Origin of the sequence: Klebsiella sp. RC2, from assembly GCF_014192815.1 — a bacterium.
Taxonomy (GTDB): domain Bacteria; phylum Pseudomonadota; class Gammaproteobacteria; order Enterobacterales; family Enterobacteriaceae; genus Klebsiella; species Klebsiella variicola.
Window position 1 is genome coordinate 231,503 of the sequence record NZ_JACHYL010000007.1, and the last position, 25,227, is coordinate 256,729.

At 58.3% G+C, this 25,227-nt stretch carries 24 protein-coding genes and 3 pseudogenes; 17 read left to right on the forward strand and 10 right to left on the reverse strand.

The annotated features are described in order from the left end of the window. Positions 1-286: 286 nt before the first annotated feature. Entirely contained in the window at positions 287-643 is a 357-nt protein-coding gene (locus FHW76_RS21200; protein ID WP_306047856.1) for a PerC family transcriptional regulator, read from the reverse strand. Between the two features lie 119 nt (positions 644-762). Here FHW76_RS21200 and FHW76_RS26490 point away from each other — a divergent pair. After that, positions 763-891: pseudogene (locus FHW76_RS26490) on the forward strand (hypothetical protein); the annotation flags it as partial. On the opposite strand, the gene FHW76_RS21205 reads toward FHW76_RS26490, so the two are convergent. After that, positions 889-1,455 (reverse strand): LuxR C-terminal-related transcriptional regulator, encoded by a 567-nt coding sequence (locus FHW76_RS21205; RefSeq protein ID WP_012969132.1) that lies wholly within the window; start codon positions 1,453-1,455, stop codon positions 889-891. The pseudogene FHW76_RS26490 and the gene FHW76_RS21205 sit on opposite strands and share 3 nt — an antisense overlap. Positions 1,456-2,087: 632 nt before the next feature. On the opposite strand from FHW76_RS21205, the gene pgaA reads away from it, so the two are divergent. The 4 genes from pgaA to pgaD are packed head-to-tail and all read left to right on the forward strand — an operon-like array spanning position 2,088 to position 8,329. Next, positions 2,088-4,535: a poly-beta-1,6 N-acetyl-D-glucosamine export porin PgaA gene (gene pgaA, locus FHW76_RS21210; protein WP_181946690.1), complete on the forward strand. Its 2,448-nt coding sequence runs from the start codon at positions 2,088-2,090 to the stop codon at positions 4,533-4,535. An 8-nt stretch (positions 4,536-4,543) separates the two neighbouring features. Next, entirely contained in the window at positions 4,544-6,559 is a 2,016-nt protein-coding gene (gene pgaB / locus FHW76_RS21215; protein ID WP_012969134.1) for a poly-beta-1,6-N-acetyl-D-glucosamine N-deacetylase PgaB, read from the forward strand. Then, a complete protein-coding gene (pgaC, locus tag FHW76_RS21220; RefSeq protein ID WP_008807230.1) occupies positions 6,552-7,880 on the forward strand; it encodes a poly-beta-1,6-N-acetyl-D-glucosamine synthase in 1,329 nt (442 codons plus the stop codon). Before pgaB ends, pgaC begins: the two co-directional genes overlap by 8 nt. Further along, positions 7,880-8,329, forward strand: coding sequence for a poly-beta-1,6-N-acetyl-D-glucosamine biosynthesis protein PgaD (gene pgaD, locus FHW76_RS21225; protein WP_012543140.1), 450 nt, complete (start codon positions 7,880-7,882; stop codon positions 8,327-8,329). The genes pgaC and pgaD overlap by 1 nt, the downstream gene beginning before the upstream one ends. A 46-nt stretch (positions 8,330-8,375) precedes the next feature. Here pgaD and FHW76_RS21230 read toward each other — a convergent pair whose 3' ends face one another. Then, positions 8,376-9,161, reverse strand: coding sequence for a DsbA family protein (locus FHW76_RS21230; RefSeq protein ID WP_008807232.1), 786 nt, complete (start codon positions 9,159-9,161; stop codon positions 8,376-8,378). A 224-nt stretch (positions 9,162-9,385) separates the two neighbouring features. Here FHW76_RS21230 and FHW76_RS21235 point away from each other — a divergent pair, with 224 nt between their 5' ends. Next, entirely contained in the window at positions 9,386-10,069 is a 684-nt protein-coding gene (locus FHW76_RS21235; protein WP_012543141.1) for a TerC family protein, read from the forward strand. Here FHW76_RS21235 and FHW76_RS21240 read toward each other — a convergent pair. Then, positions 10,032-10,139 (reverse strand): annotated as a pseudogene (locus tag FHW76_RS21240) (hypothetical protein); the annotation flags it as partial. The gene FHW76_RS21235 and the pseudogene FHW76_RS21240 overlap by 38 nt on opposite strands. Before the next feature lie 75 nt (positions 10,140-10,214). Here FHW76_RS21240 and cbpA point away from each other — a divergent pair. Both cbpA and cbpM read left to right on the forward strand, forming a co-directional pair. After that, positions 10,215-11,132, forward strand: coding sequence for a curved DNA-binding protein (gene cbpA / locus FHW76_RS21245; RefSeq protein WP_008807234.1), 918 nt, complete (start codon positions 10,215-10,217; stop codon positions 11,130-11,132). After that, a complete protein-coding gene (gene cbpM, locus FHW76_RS21250) occupies positions 11,132-11,437 on the forward strand; it encodes a chaperone modulator CbpM (RefSeq protein WP_012543142.1) in 306 nt (101 codons plus the stop codon). Before cbpA ends, cbpM begins: the two co-directional genes overlap by 1 nt. 382 nt (positions 11,438-11,819) lie before the next feature. Here the strand turns inward: cbpM and FHW76_RS21255 are convergent, their stop codons facing one another. The 5 genes and pseudogenes from FHW76_RS21255 to FHW76_RS21270 form a co-directional block, all read right to left on the reverse strand. Continuing rightward, the gene (locus tag FHW76_RS21255) at positions 11,820-12,191 is read right to left on the reverse strand and encodes a plasmid partitioning/stability family protein (RefSeq protein WP_016160127.1); all 372 of its coding nucleotides are present in this window, start codon (positions 12,189-12,191) and stop codon (positions 11,820-11,822) included. Between the two features lie 9 nt (positions 12,192-12,200). Beyond that, entirely contained in the window at positions 12,201-13,157 is a 957-nt protein-coding gene (gene parM, locus FHW76_RS21260; RefSeq protein ID WP_183476971.1) for a plasmid segregation protein ParM domain-containing protein, read from the reverse strand. A gap of 138 nt (positions 13,158-13,295) precedes the next feature. Beyond that, positions 13,296-13,427: pseudogene (locus FHW76_RS26715) on the reverse strand (hypothetical protein). Between the two features lie 5 nt (positions 13,428-13,432). Next, positions 13,433-14,848 (reverse strand): melibiose:sodium transporter MelB, encoded by a 1,416-nt coding sequence (gene melB, locus FHW76_RS21265; RefSeq protein WP_008807237.1) that lies wholly within the window; start codon positions 14,846-14,848, stop codon positions 13,433-13,435. Positions 14,849-14,941: 93 nt separating this feature from the next. After that, a complete protein-coding gene (locus tag FHW76_RS21270) occupies positions 14,942-16,294 on the reverse strand; it encodes an alpha-glucosidase/alpha-galactosidase (protein ID WP_038422008.1) in 1,353 nt (450 codons plus the stop codon). A gap of 239 nt (positions 16,295-16,533) precedes the next feature. Between FHW76_RS21270 and melR the strand changes: the two genes are divergently transcribed. Then, on the forward strand, positions 16,534-17,472 hold the full coding sequence (melR, locus tag FHW76_RS21275; RefSeq protein WP_183476973.1) for a transcriptional regulator MelR: 939 nt from the start codon (positions 16,534-16,536) through the stop codon (positions 17,470-17,472). Positions 17,473-17,521: 49 nt separating this feature from the next. On the opposite strand, the gene proP is transcribed toward melR, so the two are convergent. Then, a complete protein-coding gene (gene proP, locus FHW76_RS21280) occupies positions 17,522-19,024 on the reverse strand; it encodes a glycine betaine/L-proline transporter ProP (RefSeq protein ID WP_008807240.1) in 1,503 nt (500 codons plus the stop codon). Between the two features lie 544 nt (positions 19,025-19,568). Between proP and FHW76_RS21285 the strand changes: the two genes are divergently transcribed. From FHW76_RS21285 to phnK, 8 genes are all read left to right on the forward strand, one after another. Then, positions 19,569-19,904, forward strand: a complete 336-nt coding sequence (locus FHW76_RS21285) for a zinc ribbon domain-containing protein YjdM (RefSeq protein ID WP_008807241.1) — start codon at positions 19,569-19,571, stop codon at positions 19,902-19,904. A gap of 228 nt (positions 19,905-20,132) precedes the next feature. Then, the gene (gene yjdN, locus FHW76_RS21290; RefSeq protein WP_002885221.1) at positions 20,133-20,567 is read left to right on the forward strand and encodes a VOC family metalloprotein YjdN; all 435 of its coding nucleotides are present in this window, start codon (positions 20,133-20,135) and stop codon (positions 20,565-20,567) included. A 155-nt stretch (positions 20,568-20,722) separates the two neighbouring features. After that, positions 20,723-21,448 (forward strand): phosphonate metabolism transcriptional regulator PhnF, encoded by a 726-nt coding sequence (gene phnF, locus FHW76_RS21295; RefSeq protein ID WP_032701139.1) that lies wholly within the window; start codon positions 20,723-20,725, stop codon positions 21,446-21,448. Next, the gene (gene phnG / locus FHW76_RS21300) at positions 21,449-21,901 is read left to right on the forward strand and encodes a phosphonate C-P lyase system protein PhnG (protein WP_096834474.1); all 453 of its coding nucleotides are present in this window, start codon (positions 21,449-21,451) and stop codon (positions 21,899-21,901) included. Next, the gene (gene phnH / locus FHW76_RS21305; protein ID WP_008807244.1) at positions 21,898-22,482 is read left to right on the forward strand and encodes a phosphonate C-P lyase system protein PhnH; all 585 of its coding nucleotides are present in this window, start codon (positions 21,898-21,900) and stop codon (positions 22,480-22,482) included. The genes phnG and phnH overlap by 4 nt, the downstream gene beginning before the upstream one ends. Continuing rightward, positions 22,483-23,547: a carbon-phosphorus lyase complex subunit PhnI gene (locus tag FHW76_RS21310; RefSeq protein ID WP_183476975.1), complete on the forward strand. Its 1,065-nt coding sequence runs from the start codon at positions 22,483-22,485 to the stop codon at positions 23,545-23,547. Further along, the gene (locus FHW76_RS21315) at positions 23,540-24,388 is read left to right on the forward strand and encodes an alpha-D-ribose 1-methylphosphonate 5-phosphate C-P-lyase PhnJ (RefSeq protein ID WP_002885202.1); all 849 of its coding nucleotides are present in this window, start codon (positions 23,540-23,542) and stop codon (positions 24,386-24,388) included. Before FHW76_RS21310 ends, FHW76_RS21315 begins: the two co-directional genes overlap by 8 nt. After that, positions 24,385-25,143 carry a phosphonate C-P lyase system protein PhnK gene (gene phnK, locus FHW76_RS21320; RefSeq protein ID WP_012543148.1) on the forward strand — a complete coding sequence of 253 codons (759 nt, stop codon included), beginning with the start codon at positions 24,385-24,387 and terminating at the stop codon, positions 25,141-25,143. Before FHW76_RS21315 ends, phnK begins: the two co-directional genes overlap by 4 nt. Positions 25,144-25,227: the final 84 nt, after the last annotated feature.

The following is a 25,227-nucleotide window of genomic DNA, read 5'->3' on the forward strand; positions in this document are numbered from 1 at the left end:
GGATAAGGCATTTATGCCGCCATCCGGCACAACCGCGGGTACGGCGTCTGATGTGTATCGCCCGGTGGCGCTGTGCTTGCGCGTGCCTACGCTGTTTGAGCCTGCGAAAGGACTCGTTGGCCGGATAAGGCATTTATGCCGCCATCCGGCACAACCGCGGGTACGGCCTCTGATGTATATCACCCGGCGGCGCTGCGCTTGCACGGGCCTGGGGGATGAGGAAACGCCTGCGCAAACGCAGGCCGGATAAGACGAAGCCGTCAGGCAAACGCCATGAAGAAAGGGATTACTCGGCGGCCGTTTTCCCTTTGCCGGGCAGCCTGAACGCTTCGCCATAGGGCTTCGCGATACCCATGCGATATTGTGTCTCTTTGGCCGCCTGGTGGAGGTCGGCAAACTCCTCTTTCGGCGCTGGCGGACGTTGCGCCTTTTTCAGACACTGATTACGATGGTGACGGATCCACTCTCTGTCATCATCGTTCAGGCAGCGCTGCATCACCTCAATCCATCTGGATGCCGCCCGACGGTAGAGCCCACTCGCCTCTAACCGTTCAGCAATACTGTCCCTTATTCTCATCCACCTCGCTCCTCTGATGCTTTCACGATATCCCATGGTATTCCGACACCTGAGCCGGAATACCATGGTAGAGTTAATTTATGACAAAACTATTCCTGTGCAGCGCAAGGAATATATTCATTATAATAATCGCTGTGCATAGCAAACCGCATTCGCGGTAATTACTTCCAAAGAGCTCCGGAATTATATGTCGAACGCCGCCATGGATACCGGACGGTATCGACGGTTGTACCTATCAATAGCTATTTAATTTATTATATTTCCGTTATCAAATACCTTGCGATGTCATCCACTCCCTGTACAACCAAGCCTCATGGCGACCTAACGGAGTGCTCCAGCAGTTTATTTCTGAAGATAAATAAGCAGGCTTCATTAAAATTATCTAACCCCAGTCGCTCATAAAGCGCAGTGCGCTTCCGGTAAAGGCTTTTTACCGAGGTATTCAGATTCACCGCCACCTCCTCCATGGTCATACCCGCCCCAAGCAAACGTAGCATTAACTGTTCAGACAAACTTAAGCGCAGATCGTCAAACCACTCTTTGGTCAGCCGCTTGCTCTTCATCTCCAGAAAAAGCCCAAATAATGTCGCCATATCGGCGGGTGATAATGACATGTTTAAAAACGATTTCAGACTCAGTAAATGCTCTTCCCGATGGCGCATATCGAGGACGATACAACATATTCGCTTTCTGGATTGTGCCGCCTCCATCACCAGGTAATCGTAATGACAAAGCGGCGAACGGCTATCAACCAGCAGAGAGACCTCATCAACCTCATTATCTAAAATCGTTTTTCCGCTAGAATCTAACTGAATGATATCAGGAAAGAAATTCTTAACCCCTTGAAAAAGATAGTAATCCTGAGTAACCAATATCATTGAAGTTGCCACAAATCGTCCCTTTAACATTTAATCAACAAATTCTCGTCAACCAGACGTTTTCCTTCCCCCTTTGGACGCTTCGCATGGCGGTAAAAATAACGAGACCTGTGATTTATCATTAGCGCGGCATCTGACTCTGGCTGTGAAAACCCTCCTTGCGTTCTGATGGAAAATAAACGGATTAATTATAAATAAAAAAAATCCACAGAAAAGATGCTTTTTTTGGCATTGAGAATTTTTGTCAGAAATCATCTTAAATATCCAGTGAAAAACACCAACCCCTTCACAATATAAGCAGCACATCAATTTTGAAACAAAATTCCAACCCTCTTTCTTTTTTATTTATTTCAGTAAGTTAAAGAAATCAACTTCAACAACGCCGCTCGAATTAAGTCGATTTTACAGAATTATCTTAAAACGCAGCTCATCATTTATCCATATTTATCCGCTGCCGTATCGGGTATAAATTATCCATTCAATTATCAACAGGAGATATGTTTATTACTTTGCAATAAGTCATTCACCTGCAGTGCCAGTCAGCTAAATGGGACCATCCTCATCCTTTAACTCACCGTCAAAGGACGGTCGTGTTGTGCAATGGATTCTTGATGAACATATGGCAAATAGAAATGGAAAGATCACCTTATTCAAATACGTTATTGTTTAATCGCAACACGAAACTCTCGCTGTCAATCGGCTTGCTTTTGCTCTTCCCGGCGCTGGTTCAGGGAGCAGATTCGCTCTATGACCAGCAGATCCTGCAAGCGCGTCAAGGCCAGTACGCCCCCTTTCTCTCTTATCTTCAGCAGTACCAGCTGCGGCATGCCTTAACCCCTTCTCAGGTGGCGGACTGGCTGCAGGTAGCTCTCTGGGCCGGCCAGGACGATGAAGTGGTGAAAGTCTGGCGACGCTATCAGGTTTATATGCCGCTTCCCGCACGCGGTACCGCCGCGGCGGCACAGGCCCTGCGTAACCAGAAACAGTGGCAAGCCTCGCTCACCCTCTGGCAGCAGGCTCTCAGCCAGGCCCCTGACAGTGACGATTATCGTATCGGCTATATCAAAACGCTGGCCGATGCCCGCAAGGACGGCGAGGCGCTCAGCGAAGCGCGTCGCCTGGTAGCGGAGCAGGCGAGCGTTGCCCACCTGCAGACGCTCTCTTATGTCTACCTGCGGCTTGGCAAAAGCTGGGACCAGCTGTTGGTTGACACGCAGATCCTCGATCGCGAACCGCAAAACAAAGCCGCGCTGGCCAGCCTGATGGCGACCCTGACCCGCAACCGGATCGATTCCCCTGCTCTCGGCCTGGCGAATAGCGTCGAACTGACGCCTGCGGAAAAGCGCAATCTGCAGTTGAACGCCGCCGCCGAACTGGTGCGCCTTGCCGATACCCCTTCCCGCGAAGAAAACGCGCGTTACGCGCTGGCCCGCACGGCGCTCACGCAGTATGACGCGATGATTGCCGCCTGGCACCCCGACCCACAGGCTGCGCCCGACATCATCCGGGCGCGCATTGATCGTCTGGGTGCGCTGTACGCCAATGCAGATTACGCGCAGGTCATCCGTGAATACCAAAATCTCATCGCGCAGCAGCAGACCGTTCCCGACTGGGCCATCGGCTGGGTCATCTCCTCTTATATCGCCCTTAAGCAAATTGAGTCTGCGCTGACGCTTATTCACCAGCATCCCTCGTGGCTGACAAGCCAACAGAATGAGGAACACGAGCTTTTCTACGCCCTGCTGGACACCGGTCAGTACCCGGCGGCGCAACAGTATGTCGCCCGCCTCACCCGGAATGCACCCTACATCCGTCGTCTCTACGGTTCGCCGACGCCGCAGCCGAATGACGACTGGCTCACCGCACAGTCGCTTAACGTGCACTATTTAGCGGCCACCCACGCCCTGCCGCAGGCCGAAGCCCGGATGCAGCGCCTGGCGGCAACGGCCCCCGGCAATCAGGGCCTGCAGATAGATTATGCCGCCCTTCTGCAGGACAGAGGGCTACCGCGAGCCGCCGAAAGCCAGCTAAAAGCAGCGGAATCTCTGGAACCCGCCAGCCTGCAGCTGGAGCGCCAGCAGGCCTGGGTCGCCCTCGATCTGCAGGAGTGGCGGCAAATGGATCTGCTGACTGACGACGTCGTCGCCCGCTCGCCACGGGATCTGAATACCCAGCGCCTGGCCAGAGCGCGCGAGGTCCATCATCTTTCCGACCTTCGCCTGAGCGTTGGCAAAGGGCTGCACTCCGACAACCCGGTGAGCGGCACCCACGACCTCAGTTTTGAGACGGCGATCTACAGCCCGCCGCTAGCCGACAGCTGGCGGTTGTTCGGCGGGCACCGCTTCGCTGAAGGCAATTTTGAAGAGGGGAAAGGCAGCCGTCGCCAGCTGTTCGCCGGCGTTGAATGGCGCCCGCGCGACTACTGGGGCGAGCTTGAACTCTCCAGCGTCAATTTTCACGGCGAGAACAAGCCCGGCGTCCGCCTTTCCGCCGCCCACGACGTCAGCGATCGCTGGCAGCTGGGCGGCGAACTGGAGCGGATTTCGCAGCAGACTCCGCTGCGCGCGTTACGCAACGGCGTCAGCGCCAACCGCGGCGAAGGCTGGCTGCGCTGGTATCAAAACGAACGCCGGGAATACCGCGTCAGCGTGGCCGCCAGCCGGTTTACCGATCGCAACCGCCGCCAGGAGTACACCCTCTCCGGTAAAGAGCGCCTCTGGCAGACGCCGTGGTTAACGCTGGATCTGCAGCCCGGTCTGTCGGCCAGCGCCAATAGCCGCACCGACACCGCCTACTACAGTCCGGCACGGGACCTCGCCGCCACCGCGGCGCTGGCCGTCGATCACACGCTTTACCAGCGCTATGACACCGTCTGGAGCCAGCAGCTGCTCGCCGGCGGCGGCAGCTACTGGCAAAAAAATCACGCCGCCGGGGCGATCACGGTGCTGGGTTATGGGCAGCGCCTGCGCTGGAACAACGTCGTCGACACCGGGGTGATGCTGAACTGGGACAAACGCCCCTACGACGGTAAACGCGAAAACAACCTCGCCATCACTCTTGATGCAAATATACGGTTTTAAGGATGACCATGCTGAACACGACCCTGCGCAACGGCCTGATGCTTCTCGTCTGGCTGTGCCTTATCTTCAGCGTGCGTGCTGAGGAAGTCCCCTTCCTCGCCCCGCAGCAGCGCCCCCAACCGGAGGCCAATCAACCCTGGCCGGCGGATCGCTTTCTGGTGCTGGCCTACCATGACGTCGAAGACGATGCCGCCGACCAGCGTTATCTTTCAGTGCGCACCAGTGCGCTCAACGAACAGATCGCCTGGCTGCTGCATCACGGCTACCATGCGGTGAGCGTCCAGGACATTCTCGATGCACACCATGGCGTTAAGCCGCTGCCGGCCAAGGCTTTTCTTCTCAGCTTCGACGATGGCTATAGCAGCTTTTACACCCGCGTCTGGCCGCTACTTAAAGCCTGGAATGTTCCGGCGCTGTGGGCGCCGGTGGGCAGCTGGGTGGACACTCCCGCTGGCCAGCCCGTTAATTTTGGCGGCCTGATGACGCCGCGCGAGCGCTTCGCTACCTGGGAGATGGTGCGCGAGCTCAGCCGCTCGCCGCTGGTGGAGATCGGCGCGCACACCTGGGCCTCGCACTACGGTCTGCCGGCCAATCCGCAGGGCAGTCGCGAGCCCGCCGCCGCCAACCGCGGCTGGGATAAAACCACCGGCCGCTATGAAAGCGACGCGCAGTTTACCCGGCGCATGGCCGATGACGTGCAGAAAGTGACGGCGAAAATCCACGAGGTCGCCGGGAAAGCGCCGCGCGCCTGGGTGTGGCCCTATGGCGCCGCCAGCGGCAGCACCCTGGCTATCGCCAAACAGCAGGGGTATCAGCTGGCGTTTACGCTGAACGACGGCCTGGGCAATGTGAAAGATCTGGACAATATTCCACGCATGCTGATCGCCGGTAACCCGTCGATCAAGGCCTTTGCCAACGCCGTAACCCAGATTCAGGAAGCCGATCCTGTTCGGGTGATGCATGTGGATCTGGACTATGTCTATGACCCCAATCCCGTCCAGCAGGCGAAAAATATCGATAAGCTGGTGCAGCGCGTCTATGACATGAAAATCAGCCATGTCTTTCTGCAGGCCTTTTCCGACCCGCAGGGCGACGGCACGGTCAAGTCGCTCTATTTCCCCAACCGCTGGCTGCCGATGCGCGCCGACCTGTTTAACTTCGTCTCCTGGCAGTTGCAGACCCGCGGCGGGGTGAAGGTGTATGCCTGGATGCCGGTGCTGGCCTTCGATCTCTCGTCCGATCTGCCGCGCGTTCAGCGCTGGGATCCGCAAACCGGGAAGGCGTTACTTGCCCGCCAGCCGTACGTCCGTCTGTCGCCCTGGGATCCCCGGGTTCGCCAGCAGATCACCGACATCTACGAAGATCTGGCCCGGCACGCCAGCTTCAGCGGGATTCTGTTTCACGATGACGCCGTGCTGACCGATTTTGAAGACGTGAGCCCGGAGGCGGTCGCCGCCTGGCGGCAGACGGGTCTGGGGCACGATGCCGGCCCGGTGCCCCAACGTCCGCAAGAGCGCCAGGCATGGATGCGTTTCAAAAGCCAAACCCTGACCCGCTTCACTCTGGATCTACGCCAGGCGGTGCAGGCCATCCGCGGCCCGCAGGTGAAAACGGCGCGTAATCTCTTCGCCCTGCCGATCCTGGAGCCGCAGAGCGAAGCCTGGTTCGCGCAGAATCTGGATGACTTCCTTGCCGCCTATGACTGGACGGTACCCATGGCGATGCCGCTGATGGAGTCCGTACCGATTGACGCCAGCCAGGCCTGGCTGACGCGGCTGGTCCAGGCCGTCGCCAGCCACCCGGGCGCGCTGAAGAAAACCATCTTTGAACTGCAGGCCCGAGACTGGAACCGACGCCAGCAAAACGCTATTCCCGACCAGCAGCTGGCGGACTGGATGCGTTTGCTGCGGCTGAACGGCGTCAAAAATTACGGCTACTACCCTGACGATTTTATTAACAACCAGCCTGATATCTCCCGTATCAGGCCGCAATTTTCTTCCTGGTGGTACCCTGACCATGACTGATCGCATTATCGCATTGTGCATTTTATGCCTCGTATTCGGGCTGCCGTTAGGCGTCGCAGCGGTATTTACCGGCGAGCTTATCCTCGACTTTGTCTTCTTCTGGCCGCTGTTTATGTCAGTGCTGTGGATCACCGGGGGCCTTTATTTCTGGTTTCAGCTGGAACGCCACTGGCCGTGGGGGGAGGATACCCCGCCGCCGACGCTGCCCGGCAATCCGCTGATTTCGATCCTGATCCCTTGTTTTAACGAGGAGAAAAATGCTCGGGAAACCATCAGCGCGGCGCTGGCCCAGCGTTACGCCAATCTCGAAGTGATCGCCATTAACGACGGCTCTTCGGACAACACCGCCCAGGTGCTCCAGCAGCTGGCGCAGGAGGAGCCGAGGCTGCGGGTGATCCACCTTGCCGCCAATCAGGGAAAAGCGGTAGCGCTCAAAGCAGGCGCCGCCGCCGCCCGCGGCGATCTGCTGGTCTGCATCGATGGCGACGCCCTGCTGGACCGGGATACCGCGGCCTGGCTGGTCGCGCCGTTGATCCACTATCCGCACGTCGGGGCGGTCACCGGCAATCCGCGGATCCGCACCCGATCCACGCTGATCGGCCGCATTCAGGTGGGTGAGTTTTCGTCGATCATTGGGCTTATCAAGCGGACGCAGCGGATCTATGGCCGGGTCTTTACCGTCTCCGGTGTGATTGCCGCCTTCCGGCGCCAGGCGCTGGCGGACGTCGGCTACTGGAGCCCGGATATGATCACCGAAGATATTGATATCAGCTGGAAGCTTCAGCTCCGCCACTGGGACATCTTTTTCGAGCCGCGGGCGCTGTGCTGGATCCTGATGCCGGAGACCCTCAAAGGGTTATGGAAGCAGCGTCTGCGCTGGGCGCAGGGCGGCGCGGAGGTTTTTCTGGTCAACCTCCGTCGCCTGTTTCACTGGGAGCATCATCGGATGTGGCCGCTGTTTCTGGAGTATGCCTGCTCCACGCTGTGGGCCTTTGCCTACGCGGTTACCATTCTGCTGTTTATCCTCAGCCGCCTGATGCCGCTGCCTGACAATCTGGCGGTGCACAGCCTGTTTCCGCCGGAGTTCACCGGCATGCTGCTTGGCGTGATGTGCCTGCTGCAGTTCGTCGCCAGTCTGTATATCGAGCGACGCTACGAGAAAAAGGTCGCCAAATCACTGTTCTGGGTGATCTGGTTCCCGATGGTCTACTGGATGATCGGCCTGCTGACCACGCTGGTCGCTTTTCCGAAAGTGATGGTGAAACGTCAACGTTCCCGCGCGCGCTGGGTGAGTCCGGACCGGGGAAAAGGAAGCCTGTGATGAATGAAAATACGCTCATCTTAACCGAACACCGTGTGCTGCCCCGGCTGGTCGACGCCGGTTTAACGCTGCTGGCCTGGCTCGGTTTTCTGTTCTTTCTGTACGCCAATTTGCTGATGCAGTTCATCGCGCCGCCCTCTCCGCGCTGGGAGTCGCTGATGGCTTCACTGAATACGGCGCTGGTGTATCTGCTGATTGCCGCACTGAACGGCTGGCTGTTGATCCTCTGGTATCATTACAACCGGCGCCGCGCTCGCACCCGGCATCATACCGCGGTGCTCACCCTGCGACATGATGAGCTGGCGAGCAGCTTTAACGTTGCGCCGCAGATTATCTCGGAGATGAGCCGCTATAATTTGCTCACCGTTTACCACGATCAAATCGGGCAGATTATTGATTTAAAAAGCCACGCGTTACCGCCGCCGCAGGAAGAGAGCGATCGCGCATGAGAGCAAGGCCGCCGTCGGCGGCCTGTATGGGTTACGACGCCGTGGATCAGCCGCCGGCTTTTTTGATGGCGGCTTCCAGCGAGGCCTGATCCGCCAGCCCCGGGAAGACGGTGATGCTGGCTTCCGTGGCGCCGGTGGTCGGCATCACGATCACGCCCGGCGTGCCGCTCAGACCAATCTCCTGCGCCAGATCGTTAATGCTCTGCAGCACCGGTTCGACGTCGGTGGCCTTCTTCGCATCAAAGCCGGCTTTCTTCGCCTGCTGCTGGATATCCGCCGTCGTCAGCTTACCTTCGTTATGGCCGGTAGCGTAAATCCCGTTATGGTAGGCCAGATAGGCATCCGCCCCTTTCTGCTGATAGATCTGCAGGCCGGTTTTTGCCGCCTCCAGCGAGCTTTCCCAGCGGCCGCCGAAAATCGGCCACTCTTTAAAGGCGAAACGGGTCTGCGGGTGCGCTTTAATCACCTGCTCCATCACCGGCGCCAGACGGCTGCAGTACACGCACTGGTAGTCGAAGAATTCGATCACCGTGACTTTGCCGTTGGCCGGGCCGTAGGTCGGGGTATTTTTATCCTGGGTCAATACAGCCGCGTTTTTCAGCACTGCCTGAGTGGCCGCGCTGGCCTGCTGTTCAGCCTGTATTTGCTGCAATTTCTGGCTCGCCTGCAGGAGGACTTCCGGGTGGGCGACCAGGTAGTCGGCGGCGATTTTGCCGATTTTCGCCTCCTGTTCCGGGGTGAAAGTCGCCGGCGCGTCAGCGGCAGAGGCCATCGCCGGCAGTAAGACAGCGCTCAGCAGGGCGACAGAGAGGTATTTCTTGTGGCCAGACATAGTGGGGATCCTTGCGATAAGTGAACGGCAGGTGAGTCTGGGTGACAAAATATCACCCTTTTTCGCCGAAGCCTTGCCCAACGGCGCGTTGATTCGTAACTTTATTTTTCAGGCACGCTTTTCCCGCGCGACGGCGTGGGTCTGCGTCAGTGGTCAATGCGCCCCAGGCGGAGTACCCTGCGCAGCGGTTTTTCTTGCTCTTTTTTCAGGTGGTTTCTCTCGAAATGAATGCGTTACTCCAACAATGGGACATGGCGGTGATTATGCTGCAGATTGTCGCCATCGATTTACTGCTGGGCGGCGATAACGCCGTGGTGATAGCCATGGCTTGCCGCAAACTGCCGCCACAAAAGCGCACCAAAGCGATCATCATCGGTACCGTGGGGGCGATCCTGGCGCGCGTGCTGCTGCTGGCGCTCGCCCTGTATCTTCTGTCGCTACCGTGGCTGAAAATAGTCGGCGCGTTGCTCCTGCTGTGGATTGGTATGAAGCTGGTGAGTAATGAGGAAGAAGAGAGCGAGGTCGGCAGCTCCGCGAGCCTGTGGCGCACCGCGATCACCATCACCGTCGCCGATGTGATCATGTCGCTGGATAATGTGTTGGCGGTCGCTGCGGCGGGAAAAGGGCACATTGCGCTGGTCGCCCTCGGCGTGGCGATCAGCATTCCGATTATCGTCGCGGGCAGTAAACTGGTCCTGGTCCTGCTCACCCGCTTTCCCGCCGTGGTGCTGTTGGGCGGAATGCTCATCGGCTGGATTGCCGGCTCAATGCTGGTCAGCGATCCCACCATTCAGCAACTGTTTCCCGCCGCCGGGGACGGCACCGCGCGCGTGGCTGGCGCCGTCGGCGCGCTGCTGGTGCTGTTTGAAGGATGGCGCCGCCGCCCACGGCCGCAGGCGAAAGACTAGCCTCGCCCACGACGCCGCCGACCCCGACGGCGTCAAGTTTCCGCCACTTTTCTTCCCCTTCAGGGCGCATTTGCCCTACGCTTTATACTGACGCCTGTTCCAGGGAATATGTAACCACCGCACTGAGCATAGATGAGATAAAATCATGGAATTGAAGGATTATTATGCCATTCTCGGGGTGCAACCAACCGACGATCTGAAAACTATCAAGACCGCCTACCGCCGCCTGGCGCGCAAATATCACCCCGACGTCAGTAAAGAAAGCGATGCCGAAGCCAAATTCAAGGATCTCGCCGAAGCCTGGGAAGTCCTGAAAGATGAGCAGCGGCGCGCCGAATACGATCAGCTCTGGCAGCATCGCAACGATCCCGGCTTCGGTCGCCAGCAGCAGACACACGAGCAGAGCTACAGCCAGCAAGATTTCGACGACATCTTCTCCTCCATGTTTGGCCAGCAGGCGCATCAGCGTCGCCGTCAGCATGCCGCACGCGGCCACGATCTGGAGATCGAAGTGGCGGTGTTCCTTGAAGAGACGCTGGCCGAGCAGACGCGCACCATCAGCTATAACCTGCCGGTGTACAACGTGTTTGGCATGATCGAAAGTGAAACGCCGAAAACGCTGAATGTGAAGATCCCCGCCGGGGTAGTCGATGGTCAGCGTATCCGTCTGAAAGGCCAGGGAACGCCGGGCGAAAACGGCGGCCCGAACGGCGATCTGTGGCTGGTTATCCACATCGCCCCGCATCCGCTGTTCGATATTGTCGGCCATAACCTGGAGATCGTCCTGCCGCTGGCGCCATGGGAGGCCGCGCTGGGTGCGAAAGTCACGGTGCCCACCCTGAAAGAGAGCATTCTGCTGACGGTGCCGCCGGGCAGTCAGGCAGGGCAGCGACTGCGTATCAAGGGCAAAGGGCTGGTGAGCAAAACCCACACTGGCGATTTGTTCGCCGTCATCAAAATTGTCATGCCGCCAAAACCAGATGAAAAAGCGCGTGAGCTCTGGCAACAATTGGCCGCCGCCGAAGCCAGCTTCGATCCGCGTAAGACATGGGGGAAAGCCTGATGGCTACAGTAACAGTGACGTTTACCATTACCGAATTGTGCCTGCGTACCGGGGTATCGGAAGAGGAGCTGACGGAGATCGTCGGCTTGGGGATGATTGAACCGCACCAGCCGCAGGCGGAAACCTGGCTATTCGACGACAGCGCGGTGACGATTGTCCATCGCGCGGTGCGCCTGCGTAACGAGCTGGAGCTGGACTGGCCGGGGATCGCGGTGGCGCTGACCCTGCTGGATGAGAACGCGCGGCTGACCCGCGAAAATCGCCTGCTGCAGCAGCGCCTGGCCCGCTTCCTCGCCCACGGATAGGGGCGACATCCCGGGTGGCAGCGTTCCGCCTTCGTGCCGGATGGCGGCTACGCCTTATCCGGCCTACAAACTAAGCACAGCGCAAGCCGGGGAATTTCCCGGGTCGCGGCGTTCCGCCTTACCCGGGCTACCGGACAGTGCAAACAGTAGCCCGGCTAAGCGCAGCCGAAAGCCGGGGAGTTCCCCGGGTCGCGGCGTTCCGCCTTACCCGGGCTACCGGACGGTGCAAACAGTAGCCCGGCTAAGCACAGCGCAAGCCGGGGAATTTCCCGGGTCGCGGCGTTCCGCCTTACCCGGGGCTACCGGACAGTGCAAACAGTAGCCCGGCTAAGCGCAGCGCAAGCCGGGGAGTTTCCCGAATAGCGCAAACCGGGAATAGCGCTTAATCCGGTAACGAACCGGCGAGATTACGCGCGGAGACGCTCTCGCTGACCGGCGCGGGTGGCTCCGGCGCCTTAGCTGGAGCCGCCGCTGGCGCGGATGCCGGGGCGGAAGAGGCCGGCTGGATCTCAAGGAACGAAGCCAGCATCTTACGCAGCGTTTCCGGTTTAGTATCTTCCGCCAGCAGCGCCGCCAGCATCGACGGCAAGCGGCTATCAACTTCCCCTAACGCCAGCCCCGCCAGAAGCGCCGTACGCGACATATCCCCGCGGTCGCCACGGTGATGGGCCTCAATTTTTGCGTCCGCGAAGCGCTCGCTGGCGCTGATATCCGGGCGCAGGTAAATCAGCACTTTTCTGCGATCCAGAGTCATAGACGCTCCTTAACCAATAATTTTCAGACCACGCACCAGGGCAAACTGCGGCTCTTCAGCCACCACGAAACGGTCCTCGCGCAGCCCCATACGTTCACGAATCGCATCGGCCACCAGCGGCGCGCCGCCGCCAATCACGATGGCGTGCGAATAGCCTTTAAAGCTATCAATCGCCGTCAGGACGCGGGTGGTCAGACGTTCAATGCTGTTATTGATCACCTTCTTCACCTCAGAAACCGCATCCGGATCGTTGATGTTGTCGGTCAGGTATTCTTCGTCGTGGCGGTTGATGATTATCTGGTCAACGTTATAGCTGGAAGTGTCGGTATTCGCCCGGGCCAGCGCCAGCTTAACGGCATCGGTCACCAGCGACACGCCCAGCTTCGGATCGCCGTAAATGCGCGAAACCGAGGTCATCTGCCCGGCGACCATTGAAATATCCAGCGTGGTGCCGCCAAGGTCGATAATCAGCACCGAATGCGACGGTTTCAGTTCATCGCACAGGCTGATCCCCGCCGGAATGGATTCCGGACGCACGGTAACTTTCGTGATATTGAATACCACGCCTTTGTTCAGTTTAACGTCGCGCAGCAGGCTCTTTTTCTTGCGCTCAATATTGTTGAGGCGATATTGCGCATCTTCGTCGTAAAATTCGGTCAGCGGCAGGGTGACCACAATCTCGACATCCTGCGGCTCAAGACCGCTGGTCAGCAGCGCGTGATGGACAGCGATGGAGTTCAACGGGCTATATTGCCAGTCAATGTTATTGGTGGGGAGCGCATCGGGAGTGATCAGGTCGAATGAGTACTTTTCATCATCCACGGTGTAGTTAAAAGGCTTCCCGGAACCGAAGGTGGCAGACCAGCCGCGTTTGAAACTGTTGGGGCTGATATGGGTGAAAGTTTCGCCATCTTGCTCCCACAGCATTTTGATATTGGTTGAACCATCATCGATAAAAATGCGCATCGCATTGCTCCATCACTGAGACAAATAAGAGAAAAATGTAAGACCCAAAAAGAGTAGCAAGAGTTAAAAAGCCGCGCAAGAGCACGAAAAAGAGACAATTCCGAGTTTTATTTGAGAACAAATGGAGAAACGAACAATTCAATGCGCCCTGAAAGAGAAATAACTGAGACAAAATAGAGAAATACAGTTTCTCTCTTTCTGTCTGTTTCAGACACTGTTCTTGTACAAAAAGAGAGCATCCCTCCCCTCTTTCCTCAGCGGTTTTCGCACGCTTTTTACACCTGGTTGGGTACCACAATCGGCCGTTCCGGCTCGACGACATTTTCCGGTACCCGGCGATATTTATCCAGCAGGTGAATCTGAATACGGCGCAACATATCGCCATTCAGTTTGTAATAACGGAAATAGAGAAACAGCGTCAGGGCGAAAAAGAGCGTCGGCAGCGCAATCATAATCGCCTGCATCCCCAGCAGCGTGTGAGATGACTGCACAACATTCGGCACGTAGCCGATGATACCGAGCACGATGGCAATAAACCAGGCCGCAAACGCCGAGCCCGCTTTCACCACCAGCGTCTGTACCGAGTAGGCGATGCTTTCGCAGCGGATATTCATCGTATATTCGCCGTAGTCGACGGTATCGGCCACCATAATAACCTGCAGCACCCAGAACAGCGCGGTGCCGATATTCAACAGCACCCCGGCCAGCGAAATCAGCGCGATGTTGTAAACGCCGCTCAGCGCCATCAGCAACAGCACGCCGCAGCCCAGCACGGGCATGATCGAAGCACCCGCCCACAGAATGCGCCGCGACAGCCCTTTCACCAGTCGTGGGAACAGGATCAGCGTCAGCAAATTCGCCGCCCCCGCGTAGGACATGTAATACGGGAACATCTCCGCGCTGCCAATCACGTAGGTAAAGTAGTAAATGGCAAAGCCAGCGATAATGTTCGCCGCCGTGTTATAGGCCAGCGCCATGCCTAACAGGCAGGCCAGCTGATCGTTTTTATAGATGAGCGCCACCATCTGGCGCAGTGAAAGATGGCTGGAATCCTCGCTCACGCCGCTATCCGAGGAGTAAACCTCATGCACGTTACGCAGGGTGACCAGGGTGGAAATCACAAAGAAGGCAATCAGCACCAGGGTAAACATCTGGAAACCGAAACCGCGGTCGGCGCCGCCCACGGCGCTGACAAACGGCAGCGTGACGCCGGCCGTCACAAACCCAGCAAGGCTGGCGAAAAAGCGCGGGTAAGGCACCAGTTGTTCACGTTCACGTTTATCGAGGGTAATGGTCGGCACCAGCGACCAGAACGGCACATCCATGATGGTATAGGTGAAGCCCCACAGCAGATAGGTCAGCCACACCCACGCCAGTAGGGCCCCGCCGCTGAAGTGATGGGCGCTGAACAGCATATACAGCACCACCGAGTTGGTTATCGTGCCGATCAGGATCCACGGTTTGAACTTCCCCCATCGCGATCGCGTGCAGTTGACGATCCATCCCATGATCGGATCGGCTATCGCATCGAGGATCCTTGCCACCAGGAACAAGGTGCCGACCACCCCAACCGACAGGCCAACAATATCGGTGTAGTAATACATCAGATACATGTAGACGATACCGATAGCGAAATCTTTACCAAAGGCACCAAATCCGTAGCTGAGCTTTGTTGTCATTGAAATACTCATAGGGTACAGGTCGCTGTCGCCAGCGCCTCCTTCAGCGTTTGATAGAGCGTGACAGGCACCGCCGGGTTCGTTGCCCCCGGCGGCATGAGAGGATTAACGGTGCAGCCAGGCCGGCAGCCAGTCGCCGTGGCTGGCGATCAGATCGTCCACCAGCGCGTAGATCTCTTCGATCCCCAGCACCGCGGCGGTGTGCGGATCCATCATCGTGGCGTAATAGACGTAATCCCGGTCTTCGTTGAGGATCGCCTGCGTCAGCAGCGTTTGTACGTTGATGTTGGTCTGCATCAGCGCCGCCAGATGCGCCGGCAGCGCGCCCACTTTGGTCGGCTGAATACCGTTGGCGTCCACCAGGCAAGCCACTTCCACGCAGCAACCCTGCGGCAGGTTGTCGATGAGATTATCGTTGCGCACATTGCCGTACACCACGCTTGGCTCGCCGGTCCAGATGGCGTTCATGATGGTGCTGGCATACTCGCGGGATGGTTTCACCTCGATGCGCTCGCCGCGCTGATAGCTCTCCAGCTCCTGATGCCAGTTGGCCAGCTGCTCGACGCAGCGTTTAGGGTACTCATCCAGCGGCACTTTATAGCGGGCAATAAGGTCATCACGGCCCGGCTTGATAAACCATGGCGTATATTCCGCGAAATGCTCCGACGATTCGGTGACAAAGTAGCCCAGCTTTTTGAACATTTCGTAGCGGACGATGTTTTCGCAACGCGGGTTGCCGTGCAGGTTAGGCTTCGGCGCCCGGCCCTCGGCGTAGGCCTGCAGCAGGTCGGGATAGAGACTGACGTAGCTGCCATCCGCGAGCTTTTTCTCCAGCGACAGATAGAACGCCATATGGTTGATTCCCGCGCAGCGGTAGCGTAAATCCGCCGGATCGAGATCGAGGTCGCGCGCCAGCTCTTCCGCCGTCCCCTGTACCGAATGGCAGAGGCCAACCTGCTTGATATGCGGGTAGCGGGCGTACATGGCCCAGGTATTCATCGCCATCGGGTTGACATAGTTAAGCAGGGTGGCGTCCGGGCAGACCTCGGTCATATCGTCGCAGATAGCCCACAGGTGGGGGATGGTGCGCAGCGCGCGCATAATGCCTCCCGGCCCCAGCGTATCGGCAATGGTCTGCTCCAGGCCGTGGCGCTTGCAGACGGCAAAATCGGTGACGGTACAGGGCTCATAGCCGCCAATCTGGAAAGCGACGACGACAAAATCGGCGCCCTGCAGGGCGGTTTTACGATCGCGATGGCAGCTGATTTCGCCGTTCGCGCCCACCGAATCCATCAGCTTGCGCACCACGATATGCGACTCTTCCAGCCGGGTTTCATCGATATCCATCAGCGCGATATGCGCCGATTTCAGCGCCGGGCGCTGGAAAACATCACCGAGAATATTTTTGACGAACACCGTCGAACCGGCGCCGATAAAAGTAATTTTTGGGGCGGTCATCACGCACTCTCCATCAGGTCATTGAACACTTGCAGAGTGGCACGTCGTTCAGCGTTACGCTGCCCTGTTCCCGCCGGAGCATTCCCGTAAACTCAGATCGGCCATTAAGCGCCACAAAATCTGAGATTTTGGCAATAGATCGACTTAAAAGGAGAGAAAACGGGCCGGTTATTCCGCTAAGCTGTAGTCAGTTCTGGCGAAAAATGCAGCCACTCTGACAATCCAGGAATACGTTAATCATGGAACACCGCTTTACTTCCCTGCCCCCCGATCCCTTTATGTGCAGCAGCGACGAAAAGCAGAGCCGCAGCCCGCTGGCGCTCTACTCCGAGTATCAGCGTATGGATATCGAACTGCGCCCGCCGCACGCCATGCCCACCAGCCACTGGCACGGCCAGGTGGAGGTCAACGTGCCGTTCGATGGCGACGTGGAGTATTTGATTAATAACGAAGTGGTGCGCATTGAGAAAGGCTATATCACCCTGTTCTGGGCCTGTACGCCGCATCAGCTGACCCGCCCCGGCGATTGCCAGCAGATGGCGATATTCAACCTGCCGATGCATCTGTTTCTCTCATGGCCGCTGGACCGGGGGCTTATCAACCACGTCACCCATGGAATGGTAATTAAGTCCCTCGCCGCGCAGCAGTTAAGCGCCTTTGAAGTGCGCCGCTGGCAGCAGGAGCTGAACCACGACAATGAACAGATTCGCCAGCTGGCGATCGATGAAATCGCCCTGATGCTCAAGCGGCTGAGCCTCTCCGGCTGGCAGCCGATTCTGGTCAACAAAACCTCGCGCACCCACAAGAATAGCGTCTCGCGCCACGCGCAGTTTTATGTCAGCCAGATGCTGGAGTTTATCGCCGCCCACTATGACCAGGCGCTGACCGTCAATGCCGTTGCCGAGCACGTGAAGCTTAACCCGAACTACGCGATGGGGGTCTTTCAGCGGGTGATGCAGCAGACCATGAAGCAGTATATTACCGCCATGCGGATCAATCATGTGCGGGCGCTGCTGAGCGATACCGACAAGACCATCCTGGATATTGCCCTTACCGCCGGTTTTCGCTCAAGCAGCCGCTTCTACAGCACCTTTACCCGCTACGTGGGCATGCCGCCGCAGCAGTACCGTAAACTTAGCCAGCAGCGACGTCACGGGCTGGCCTTGCCGGAGGCATAAAAAATGCCGCCGGGGTCTCCCCAGGCGGCATGATTAACAGTGAAAACGGTTAGTCGTTGATACGCGGATGCTGCTGCACCAGACGCGACCGTTTTGCCTGCAGATCGGCGATCTCCTGATCGATATCTTCGATTTTTTGTTCGATGTTATCGTAGTGCTCGCCAAGGATTTCTTTCGCTTCCTGGATATCCGACGCCGCCGGGGTCGCCCCTTTCAGCGGGCGGTTAGCCGTCTCTTTCATCGACAGACCCGTCGCCATCCCCACCACCGCGATGACCATCAGGTAGTACGCCGGCATCATCAGGTTCTGAGTGGTTTCCACCAGCCACGCTGCCAGGGTTGGCGTCAGACCAGCAACCAGCACCGAGATGTTAAAGGCGCTGGCCAGGGCGCTGAAGCGGATGTGCGTCGGGAACATCGCCGGCAACGAGGAGGCCATCACCCCGATAAAGCAGTTCAGCACGACCGCCAGCAGCAGCAGACCAGCGAAAATCAGGCCAATCACGTTGCTGTTAATCATAATGAAGGCCGGGATCGCCAGGGCAAACAGCGCCACGCTACCAATCAGGATGAACGGACGACGGCCAAAGCGGTCGCTGAGCATACCGATAACCGGCTGCACAAACAGCATCCCGACCATGATGGCGATGATGATCAGCACCCCATGATCTTCCGAGTAGTGCAGGTTATGCGACAGGTAGCTCGGCATATAGGTCAGCAGCATGTAATAGGTCACGTTGGTGGAAATCACCAGACCAATACAGGTCAGCAGGCTACGCCAGTGCTTGGTGGCAATCTCTTTAAAAGAGACCTTCGGCCCGTCCTGCAGTCCTTCACGGTCGCCCTGCTCCATGGTGTCCACATGCTGCTGGAACGCCGGGGTCTCTTCCAGCGCATGGCGCAGATAGAGACCGATGATGCCTAACGGCAGCGCCAGGAAGAACGGGATACGCCAACCCCAGTCGAGAAAGTTCTGTTCCCCCACCACGCTGGAGATGAGAACCACCACGCCGGCCCCCATCACAAACCCGGCGATGGAGCCAAAGTCCAGCCAGCTGCCCATAAAGCCGCGTTTACGGTCAGGAGAATATTCCGCGACGAAGATCGATGCCCCGGTATATTCACCGCCGACCGAGAAGCCTTGCGCCATTTTACACAGCAGCAGCAGGATCGGCGCCCAGATGCCTATCGTGGCATACGACGGAATCAGGCCGATACAGAAAGTACTTATCGACATGATCACGATGGTTATTGCGAGGATTTTCTGCCGACCATATTTATCGCCCAGCATCCCGAAAAACAGGCCGCCTAACGGACGAATTAAAAATGGAACGGAGAAGGTACCCAGTGCGGCAATCATCTGCACGCTTGGGTTGGCATCGGGGAAGAAGACTTTACCTAAGGCGTAGGCCACAAAGCCATAGACGCCGAAATCGAACCACTCCATCGCGTTACCCAGGGAGGCCGCGGTGATCGCCTTTTTCAGTTTACCATCATCGATGATGGTCACATCCTTAAGGGTGATGGGCTTTATTTTTTTCCTTTTAAGCATATTTTTCCTCTGCTACTCCGCCTTGAGTACACGCATCATCGCCGAATGACAAGGCCATTCGTATCGTGCGTCAGGAGCGGTGAATTGCTGTGCTCCTCATTTCAAGCGTAGCAGGTTTGCCTGCACTGTCTGCTGACAGAATGTACAACCGAACCTGTTGACGCCTGCTCTGGCTACTGGTGAATAAATAGAGCGGCCGATCGTGATACCTGATGAAATTGACCTGCTCCCCTTTTTTACCCTAACAGCGTTTATATCTGCGATCAACTTCACATAAATTTACCGCCTTATTACAGAGTGTCCGAAAATAAATAAGTTCATTTTACTGGCTGCTCGCAAAAATTATTTCCTCACTCCCCCTTATCCTCTGGCGGATAATTTTGGCGGTTATTCTGCTTTCACCCGAATAGTGTGATGGGTAATTTTTACTAAAAAAACACCCGACAAAAGTGGGTGATTGCGCTATAATCAGCCACACTTTCGGCTATCAGCCGCTGTTTAGAGGACCAACGTCCTGTTTTCCGACGACATCACGAGGAACGTCATGCAACTGCCACACTGCCCAAAATGCGATTCGACTTACACTTATGAAGATAACGGCATGTACATCTGCCCGGAATGTGCCCATGAGTGGAACCCTGCCGAGGCGACAGAAGAGAGCGACGTTCTGATCGTTAAAGATGCCAATGGCAATTTACTGGCCGATGGCGATAGCGTTACCGTCGTGAAAGATCTGAAGGTAAAAGGCAGCTCTTCGATGCTGAAAATCGGCACCAAAGTGAAGAATATCCGTCTGGTCGAAGGCGATCACAATATTGACTGCAAAATTGACGGTTTTGGTCCGATGAAGCTCAAGTCGGAATTCGTCAAAAAGAACTGATTTATTTCCGGGAGGTCGGCGTCATTATTTTCCTGCGCCACCGTCGCCGCTCCCGATATCATCGTGCCCCACCCGCTCCCTGTGCAACCTGTTATTTTCCGCCTCAGTCCCCGCTATTTTCACTGACCATTTCGCCGCTATGCCGCTACACATTTTCGCGCTGCCGTCTGGCTCAACAGCGTCCCCGGCGACTACGCTTTACGGGTTACGGTCACTGAGGTATTCACCATGTCCTTAAGTCCCTACCTTGCCTTTGCAGGCAACTGCGCCGAGGCAATCGCCTTCTATCAGCAGACGCTGGGCGCGGAGCTGATGTTTAAAATGACCTTTGGCGAAATGCCGCCCCCGGCGCAAGAAGCGTCAGACGGCTGCCCGTCTGGCCAGAAGATGGCAGATGATGCCATCGCCCACGCCAGCCTGCGCATCAATAATGGCGAGCTGATGCTGAGCGACAGCGCCTTCGGGCCCGATGTGCATTACGCCGGCTTCACCCTCGTCCTCGATCCCAGCGATGTCGCTGAAGGCCAGCGCTGGTTCGACGCGCTGGCCGTCGGCGGGCGCATTGAGATGGCCTGGCAGGAAACGTTCTGGGCCCACGGCTTCGGCAAAGTCGTCGACCGCTTTGGCGTCCCCTGGATGATCAACGTGGTCAAACAAGGCTGACCCCGCCAGGGCGGCCCGGCCGCCCTGTCATCCGTCTGGCACCAACTCTTCATCCTTTGGTCATCATCACTTAACCGAAATGCAACATAAACCGGTCAGGATCGGCCCACAACGCGAGGGACCTCCTCGCCTATGCTGTGTGAGGCTTGATGACTATGCACCTGTCCAGACATCCGACCAGTTATCCCACGCGCTATCAGGAAATCGCCGCCCGACTTGAGCAGGAGCTGCGCCACCACTATCGCTGCGGCGACTATCTGCCCGCCGAACAGCAGCTGGCGACGCGCTTTGACGTTAACCGCCATACCCTGCGCCGGGCTATCGACCAGCTGGTTGAACGCGGCTGGGTGCAGCGCCGTCAGGGCGTCGGCGTGCTGGTGCTGATGCGACCCATCGATTACCCGCTTAATGCTCAGGCGCGGTTCAGCCAGAACCTGCTGGAACAGGGCAGCGATCCCACCAGCGAGAAGCTGCTGTCGGTGCTGCGCCCCGCCAGCGCGCATGTTGCCGAGGCCTTTGACATCAATGAGGGCGAGAACATCATCCACCTGCGCACCCTGCGCCGGGTCAATGGCGTCGCCCTGTGCCTGATCGACCACTACTTCGCCGACCTGCGCTTCTGGCCGGTATTGCAAACCTTCAGCCACGGATCGCTGCACGACCTGCTGCGCGATGAACTCGACGTCAAACTGACCCGGGCACGCACCAAAATCAGCGCCCGCCGCGCGCAGGCGAAAGAGAGCAAGCTGCTGGAGATCCCCAACATGGCGCCGCTGCTCTGCGTACGCACCCTCAACAGCCGCCAGGGCGAGCAGACCCCCATCGAATACTCCGTCAGCCTGACCCGCGCCGACATGATTGAATTTACCATGGAGCACTGAATGCACTTCGATACCGCCACCCGCCAGCGCTGGATGTCCGTGCTGGCCCACAGTGAACCGCACGATCTTCTGGCGCGCATGCAGTCCCTGCAGCTGGCGCCGGCGTATGAATTGATTCGCACCCCGGAAACCGGGCTGGTACAGCTCCAGGCCCGCATGGGTGGCATCGGCGACCGTTTCTTTGCCGGCGACGCCACGCTCACCCGCGCGGCGGTACGTCTGGCCGACGGGACGCTCGGCTACAGCTGGATCTTAGGCCGCGACCGCCCGCATGCCGAACGCTGCGCGGCCATCGACGCCCTGCTGCAGTCGCCTCGCCATTTTCATACGTTAATGGAAACCCTGATAACCCCGCTGGAAGCGCTACGCAGCGCGCGCATTGAAGCCCGACGCGCCGAAGTCAACGCCAGCCGGGTCGACTTCTTTACCCTGGTTCGCGGAGATAACGCATGACCTTACAACCCGCTTTTACCCTGGCTGTGCAGGATGCCCAACACAGTTTTCGTCGCCTGCTGAAAGCGATGAGCGAGCCGGGGGTGATTGTCTCCCTGCAGCAGCTTCAGCACGGCTGGCAGCCATTGAACGTGGCCTCCACCAGCCTGCTGTTGACCCTTGCCGATCATGAAACGCCGGTCTGGCTCGCCAGCGCTCTGCATAACGATCTGGTGGGACAGAATCTGCGCTTTCATACCGGCGCGCCGCTGGTGGATCAGCCGCAGCAGGCGGTTTTTGCCGTCGCCAATGACGGCATCAGCGCCGAGCAGCTCAACGTCCTTTCCGCTGGCACCGTCACTGCTCCGGAAACCGGCGTCACGCTGATTGTTCAGCTCGCCAGCCTCAGCGGCGGACGCATGCTGCGCCTGACCGGGGCAGGCATTGCCGAAGAGCGAATGATTGCGCCGCAGCTGCCGGACTGCATCATCGACGAATTAACTGAACGCCCGCATCCGTTCCCGCTGGGCATCGACCTGATCCTCACCTGCGGCGAGCGCCTGCTGGCGATCCCGCGCACCACCCACGTGGAGGTTTGCTAAATGTATGTAGCCGTCAAGGGCGGCGAGAAGGCGATCCTCGCCGCTCACGCCTTACAGGAACAGAAACGGCGGGGCGATGGACGGCTTCCCGAACTGAGCGTTGATCAGATAGGCGACCAGCTCAACCTGGCGGTGGACCGGGTGATGACCGAGGGCGGCATCGCCGACCGCGAACTGGCGGCGCTGGCGCTCAAGCAGGCCAGCGGTGATAACGTCGAAGCGATCTTCCTGCTGCGCGCCTACCGCACCACCCTGCCGCGGCTGGCGGTCAGCGAACCGATTAACACTGCGAAGATGCGCCTCGAACGCCGCATCTCCGCAGTGTACAAAGACATTCCCGGCGGCCAGCTGCTAGGCCCCACCTACGACTACACCCATCGCCTGCTCGATTTTACCCTGCTGGCCAACGGCGAAGCGCCGTCTGTGCAGCAAGCCGATGGCGAAGCAGAGCCGACGCCGCACGTCTTTAGCCTGCTCACGCAGCAGGGGCTGGCGAAGGCCGAGGAAGATCGCGGCACGCCGCCCGACGATATCACCCGCACCCCGCCGGTCTACCCCTGCTCGCGTTCCTCGCGCCTGCAGCAGCTGATGCGCGGCGATGAAGGTTACCTGCTGGCGCTGGCCTATTCGACCCAGCGCGGCTATGGCCGCAACCATCCGTTTGCCGGCGAGATCCGCAGCGGCTACGTGCAGGTGGAAATCGTGCCGGAAGAGCTGGGCTTTAGCGTCAATATTGGCGAGCTGCTGCTCACCGAATGCGAAATGGTCAACGGCTTCGTCGCCCCGCAGGATGAGCCGCCGCACTTCACCCGCGGCTACGGTCTGACCTTCGGCATGAGCGAGCGCAAAGCAATGGCCATGGCCCTCGTCGACCGCGCCCTGCAGGCGCCAGACTATGACGAAGAGATTGCTGGCCCGGCTCAGGATGAAGAGTTTGTGCTGGCCCATGCCGATAACGTCGAAGCGGCCGGCTTCGTCTCGCATCTGAAACTACCGCACTATGTCGATTTCCAGGCCGAACTGGCGCTGTTGAAACGCCTGCAACGGGAGAACGAACGTGGCTAACCCACTGACTGGCTATAACTTTGCTTATCTCGACGAGCAAACCAAGCGCATGATCCGCCGGGCGATCCTCAAAGCGGTGGCCATTCCCGGCTACCAGGTGCCGTTCGGCGGTCGCGAAATGCCAATGCCCTACGGCTGGGGCACCGGCGGCATCCAGCTGACCGCCAGCGTCATCGGCGAGAACGACGTACTGAAGGTGATTGACCAGGGCGCGGATGACACCACCAACGCGGTGTCGATTCGTCAGTTCTTTAAGCGCGTCACCGGTGTCGCCACCACCGAGCGTACCGAAGACGCCACCCTGATCCAGACCCGCCACCGGATCCCGGAGACGCCGCTGGTGGAGGATCAGATCCTGATCTATCAAGTGCCGATCCCGGAGCCGCTGCGCTTTATCGAGCCGCGCGAAACCGAAACCCGCACCATGCACGCGCTGGAAGAGTACGGCGTCATGCAGGTGAAACTGTATGAAGATATCGCCCGCTTCGGCCATATCGCCACCACCTACGCCTACCCGGTGAAGGTCAATGGCCGCTACGTGATGGACCCTTCGCCGATCCCGAAATTCGATAACCCGAAAATGCACATGATGCCGGCGCTGCAGCTGTTCGGCGCCGGGCGCGAAAAGCGGATCTACGCGGTGCCGCCCTATACCCCGGTGGAAAGTCTCGATTTCGATGACCATCCATTTACCGTGCAGGAGTGGGATGAGCCCTGCGCCATCTGCGGCTCGCGCCACAGCTACCTCGACGAAGTGGTACTGGATGACAGCGGCCAGCGGATGTTTGTCTGCTCCGATACCGACTATTGCCGCCAGCAGAGCGAGGGGCAGAAAAAATGAGCCAGCCATTACTTGCTGTGAATAACCTGACCCATCTCTACGCCCCGGACAAAGGTTTTCGCGATGTCTCCTTCGAACTGTGGCCGGGAGAAGTTCTCGGCATCGTCGGGGAATCCGGCTCCGGTAAAACCACCCTGCTGAAGGCGATCTCTGCCCGCCTGACGCCGCAGCAGGGTGAGGTGCTGTACCAGCAGCGCTCGCTGTATGCCATGAGCGAAGCCGAACGCCGCCGCCTGCTACGTACCGAATGGGGCGTGGTGCATCAGCACCCGATGGACGGCCTGCGTCGCCAGGTCTCCGCCGGGGGCAACATCGGCGAACGGCTGATGGCCACCGGCGCCCGCCACTACGGCAACATTCGCGCCACCGCCGAAAAGTGGCTGCAGGAGGTGGAGATCCCGCCCTCACGCATCGACGACCTGCCCACTACCTTTTCCGGCGGCATGCAGCAGCGTCTGCAGATCGCCCGTAATCTGGTTACCCAGCCGAAGCTGGTGTTTATGGATGAACCCACCGGCGGGCTGGATGTGTCCGTGCAGGCGCGGCTGCTTGATCTGCTGCGCGGCCTGGCGGTGGAGCTGAATCTCGCGGTGGTGATTGTTACCCACGATCTCGGCGTCGCCCGTCTGCTGGCGAACCGTCTGCTGGTGATGAAGCAGGGCCAGGTAGTCGAGAGTGGCTTAACCGACCGGGTGCTCGACGATCCGCATCACCCTTATACCCAGCTGCTGGTGTCGTCGGTGTTGCAGAATTGATGCTGTTTTGCCGGGTGGCGGCTACGCCTTACCCGGCCTACAGGTGCGTTATTCGTAGGCCGGGTAAGCGAAGCGCCACCCGGC

Coding starts and splice junctions, on each gene's coding strand:
- yjdN (WP_002885221.1), top strand. CDS start 20,133: ATGTCCTTAAGTCCCTACCTTGCCTTTGCAGGCAACTGCGCCGAGGCA.
- FHW76_RS21200 (WP_306047856.1), bottom strand. CDS start 643: ATGGTATTCCGGCTCAGGTGTCGGAATACCATGGGATATCGTGAAAGC.
- FHW76_RS21235 (WP_012543141.1), top strand. CDS start 9,386: ATGAATGCGTTACTCCAACAATGGGACATGGCGGTGATTATGCTGCAG.
- phnK (WP_012543148.1), top strand. CDS start 24,385: ATGAGCCAGCCATTACTTGCTGTGAATAACCTGACCCATCTCTACGCC.
- melR (WP_183476973.1), top strand. CDS start 16,534: ATGGAACACCGCTTTACTTCCCTGCCCCCCGATCCCTTTATGTGCAGC.
- phnH (WP_008807244.1), top strand. CDS start 21,898: ATGACCTTACAACCCGCTTTTACCCTGGCTGTGCAGGATGCCCAACAC.
- melB (WP_008807237.1), bottom strand. CDS start 14,848: ATGAGTATTTCAATGACAACAAAGCTCAGCTACGGATTTGGTGCCTTT.
- FHW76_RS21230 (WP_008807232.1), bottom strand. CDS start 9,161: ATGTCTGGCCACAAGAAATACCTCTCTGTCGCCCTGCTGAGCGCTGTC.
- FHW76_RS21205 (WP_012969132.1), bottom strand. CDS start 1,455: ATGATATTGGTTACTCAGGATTACTATCTTTTTCAAGGGGTTAAGAAT.
- parM (WP_183476971.1), bottom strand. CDS start 13,157: ATGCGCATTTTTATCGATGATGGTTCAACCAATATCAAAATGCTGTGG.
- cbpA (WP_008807234.1), top strand. CDS start 10,215: ATGGAATTGAAGGATTATTATGCCATTCTCGGGGTGCAACCAACCGAC.
- FHW76_RS21270 (WP_038422008.1), bottom strand. CDS start 16,294: ATGACCGCCCCAAAAATTACTTTTATCGGCGCCGGTTCGACGGTGTTC.
- FHW76_RS21255 (WP_016160127.1), bottom strand. CDS start 12,191: ATGACTCTGGATCGCAGAAAAGTGCTGATTTACCTGCGCCCGGATATC.
- phnG (WP_096834474.1), top strand. CDS start 21,449: ATGCACTTCGATACCGCCACCCGCCAGCGCTGGATGTCCGTGCTGGCC.
- cbpM (WP_012543142.1), top strand. CDS start 11,132: ATGGCTACAGTAACAGTGACGTTTACCATTACCGAATTGTGCCTGCGT.
- phnF (WP_032701139.1), top strand. CDS start 20,723: ATGCACCTGTCCAGACATCCGACCAGTTATCCCACGCGCTATCAGGAA.
- pgaA (WP_181946690.1), top strand. CDS start 2,088: ATGGAAAGATCACCTTATTCAAATACGTTATTGTTTAATCGCAACACG.
- pgaC (WP_008807230.1), top strand. CDS start 6,552: ATGACTGATCGCATTATCGCATTGTGCATTTTATGCCTCGTATTCGGG.
- pgaD (WP_012543140.1), top strand. CDS start 7,880: ATGAATGAAAATACGCTCATCTTAACCGAACACCGTGTGCTGCCCCGG.
- pgaB (WP_012969134.1), top strand. CDS start 4,544: ATGCTGAACACGACCCTGCGCAACGGCCTGATGCTTCTCGTCTGGCTG.
- FHW76_RS21310 (WP_183476975.1), top strand. CDS start 22,483: ATGTATGTAGCCGTCAAGGGCGGCGAGAAGGCGATCCTCGCCGCTCAC.
- FHW76_RS21285 (WP_008807241.1), top strand. CDS start 19,569: ATGCAACTGCCACACTGCCCAAAATGCGATTCGACTTACACTTATGAA.
- proP (WP_008807240.1), bottom strand. CDS start 19,024: ATGCTTAAAAGGAAAAAAATAAAGCCCATCACCCTTAAGGATGTGACC.